A 3018-nucleotide genomic window follows, 5' to 3' on the forward strand; every position below is an offset into this window, starting at 1 on the left:
CGCTGGCTTTCCCCGAGTAATCCTCCCAAATAGTGTCTAAACCCCTTTTTTGTTGCTTGGGTTTTGGTAAGTCGGGGTCGGAAACGACTTGCACCACTTCTCAAAGCAGGGTGGCATAGCGGCTGGGGGGGTCTCTCTCATGGGGACACTCTCCACCTTAAATCCTTGTCAGTCAAGGGTTTTGCTTTTATTTTACCTTTTTTACCGTTTAAGTCCCGTTAGCCAAAACCGCGAGAATCCTCCACTTCTAATCTTCAGTCCACATTTCGCACTTCAAACGTAGTATTAATGTAGTATAAATCGACGAAAGTAAAGAATTAGGTATTTCGACTTAAAAAGCTGACTTCTTGACTTGAAAATGATGGCTCTTCCAATTTTGGCTCTTCTGAACTTAAGATGCAGAATCAATTTAAAAAACTCATAGGGAACCTCGAAAAATTGATTCTGGCTTCCAACCCAACGGCTGAAACCCTTGAAATCTCGTTATTAATTCTCGATAGTAGAGCCTATTTCTCAACGCTTCGACTTCGCTCGCTTCGACTTCGCTCGCTTCGACTTCGCTCGCTTCGACTTCGCTCGCTTCGACTTCGCTCGCTTCGACTTCGCTCGCTTCGACTTCGCTCGCTTCGACTTCGCTCAGCGTTGAGTCCGAGCGGAGTCGAGGACTCAATAAGCTTGAATTAATCGAGGTGTCCTTGAGTGCATCTCAAAAATGTAAATTTATAAGATTGGAGTCTCTGCACTGAATCGAGCTATTGTTAGATTTTGCGATCGCTCCATCCATGAACTGAGCGAAGCCGAAGTCCAATCTACCTCAAACTCATATTTTTACAAAAGTGAGATGCACCCCTATTTAAGACGGTTATATTAGACTTAATAGGTTGGATTATCTTTTTAAATTTTTTGAATCGAATGCTTTTTCGATCGAGTTTAAAATACATTACGAACGATCTGAAGTTTTAATATTAAAAAATTCCCATGAATGAATTTTCAAAATACATTCATGGGAAAAAATAAGGGTTTTAAATTCTTGAAAAATACTAAAAAAACGGGTGCATCTCACTTTTGCAAAAACATCAGTTTGGGGTGGCAAAATTCCCGATTAGCACTTCCGGTATAAGATCCTCGGCATCTTGGAGATGCCGGGGATCTGGAAATTGAGTGCGCCCAATTCGATGAATTTACATTTTTGAGATGCACCCGAAAAAACTATTGTTTCGGACAAGTACCCAATCCCCAATCGACATATAAATCTCGAGGATCGGTGTCTCGCAGCCAAGTCACGAATTTTTTATAGTCTGCGATATTGTAGATACCCACACAACCGGCTGTACCAGCAGGACGACGGTTGTTCCAGTCAATGTGAATCTCGATCGCACTTCGCTGGGTGTACTGGGGTTCGACATACTTAATCGGTGTGGTCACGGGACCCAAACCATTGGGAAAAACACCACCATCATACCGATCTTTGCTGTCAGCCCAGATGATATTATTGACGTACCATTTTCCTTCAGGTAAGGGTTCCATAGATCCCGCTTTACTCTCAATTCCAATGCGGAAGTGTTGAGCGTAGGCTTGACCAGAACAAACTTCTAAGCGATCTCGGACTTTTCCATTCTTGACGTATTCTAAATTCAAAATATAGCAACCAAAGCGATCTTTGCGATTAGTTTTTGTCAAGTATAGATAGGTTCCTTGGGGGCGATCGCTCTCACTTGAATCGGGTTCGGGTTTGGGAAGATCTGACCACAACATCGTCCAAGTTCTCGAACCGACTTTTCCATCAACTTCTGCCGAGCCGAACACATCGGCTTGAAATGCTTTCACTGCATTTTCAGTTCCACGACCGAAAATACCATCGATCTCGAGGTGGTAATACCCGAGTTCTTGTAACCGCTGTTGCAGTGTTTGAATGTCGCGATATTCAGCGTGTTTGTCTCGCATTCCCCGTTTGATAACTTTGTGTTTTAACGGGGGAGGCGTTCCGAGATCGCGGGGAGTTTTGCGACCGTAAAATTCAACACGATCGCTCTGGGGAACGGATTTTTCGGCGGGTGCGATATGGATAGTTTTCGCTTTAGGATACTGTTGTAACAGCTCGATGAAGTCTTCTTTCAGCGTCGTTTTGAGGGCGATGGTTTCGACGATGCGATCGTCGTGATAGGCGACGAGAACAGTGCGATCGCGATCGCGATACAGTTCGAGCCAATTGACGGGAGGTTCGAGGGGCGATTCGAGATCGAGTGGTGTCCCCGATGCTTCCGCTTTGCGAAATAAGGCTTCTTCTTTTTTGCGACGATTGACTAAACCATCGCAAACAACTTTTTGTCCGTTTTGGGTGATTTTATTCCATCGTTTAAATTCAGCCGCCGCACCCTCGTAATCGCGATCGTTGAGCTTGCGAAGTAGAGTACTCTCTTCAAACGCACCTTCACCAATGTTATAAACAAAAGACACGATCGCGTCAAATTGGTTTTGCGTAAGCGGCACGCGAACCAATTCTGAAATAGTTTTAGCTTTATCTCGACATTCATCGAGAAGAAAGGCATCGGCCTGTTGTTGTGAGATCGTATCTCCCTGACTAACTTTACGTCCGTCTGGATAAACGGTGGTTCCATAACCGATCGTCCAGACACCAGCCGGACAGGTATAAGCTGTCAGTTTGCAACCTTCGAGTTCTTTCAGTAAATTTAAGCAGTTTATTGAGATTTTCATAGTATTTCCGAATCTCGCTAATTCTACTGTGCGCGAGCGAAATCGCGATCGCCGGAAAGCGTTGAAAAAATTTACGATCGATTTGACGTTTTGTAAAAAAAACAGGATGAATTCGAGACTCAAAAATCAGCGATCGCCAGTTCTTGTCGCCCGAACCTCAGTTTGAGACGTGCTGCCAGCCTACAGCGATCGCGATCGGTTTATACGGAATCCGAATTTCAACGCTTCGACTTCGCTCGCTTCGACTTCGCTCGCTTCGACTTCGCTCGCTTCGACTTCGCTCGCTTCGACTTCGCTCGCTTC

At 44.8% G+C, this 3018-nt stretch carries 2 protein-coding genes and 1 pseudogene; all 3 read right to left on the minus strand.

The window, feature by feature from the left end; genetic code table 11:
* Nucleotides 1-141: pseudogene (locus GEI7105_RS38055) on the minus strand (IS701 family transposase); the annotation flags it as partial.
* Between the two features lie 277 nt (nucleotides 142-418).
* Entirely contained in the window at nucleotides 419-670 is a 252-nt protein-coding gene (locus tag GEI7105_RS0128135; protein WP_017663690.1) for a hypothetical protein, read from the minus strand.
* A 539-nt stretch (nucleotides 671-1209) separates the two neighbouring features.
* Complete coding sequence (locus GEI7105_RS0128140) at nucleotides 1210-2715, minus strand: glycoside hydrolase family protein (protein WP_026098031.1); 1506 nt, start codon at nucleotides 2713-2715, stop codon at nucleotides 1210-1212.
* Nucleotides 2716-3018: the final 303 nt, after the last annotated feature.

This window comes from Baaleninema simplex PCC 7105 (genome assembly GCF_000332355.1).
In the GTDB taxonomy this organism is placed as follows: domain Bacteria; phylum Cyanobacteriota; class Cyanobacteriia; order Cyanobacteriales; family Geitlerinemataceae; genus Baaleninema; species Baaleninema simplex.

Excerpts from the sequence above, each read along its gene's own strand:
- GEI7105_RS0128140 (WP_026098031.1), bottom strand. The coding sequence starts at position 2,715 with ATGAAAATCTCAATAAACTGCTTAAATTTACTGAAAGAACTCGAAGGT.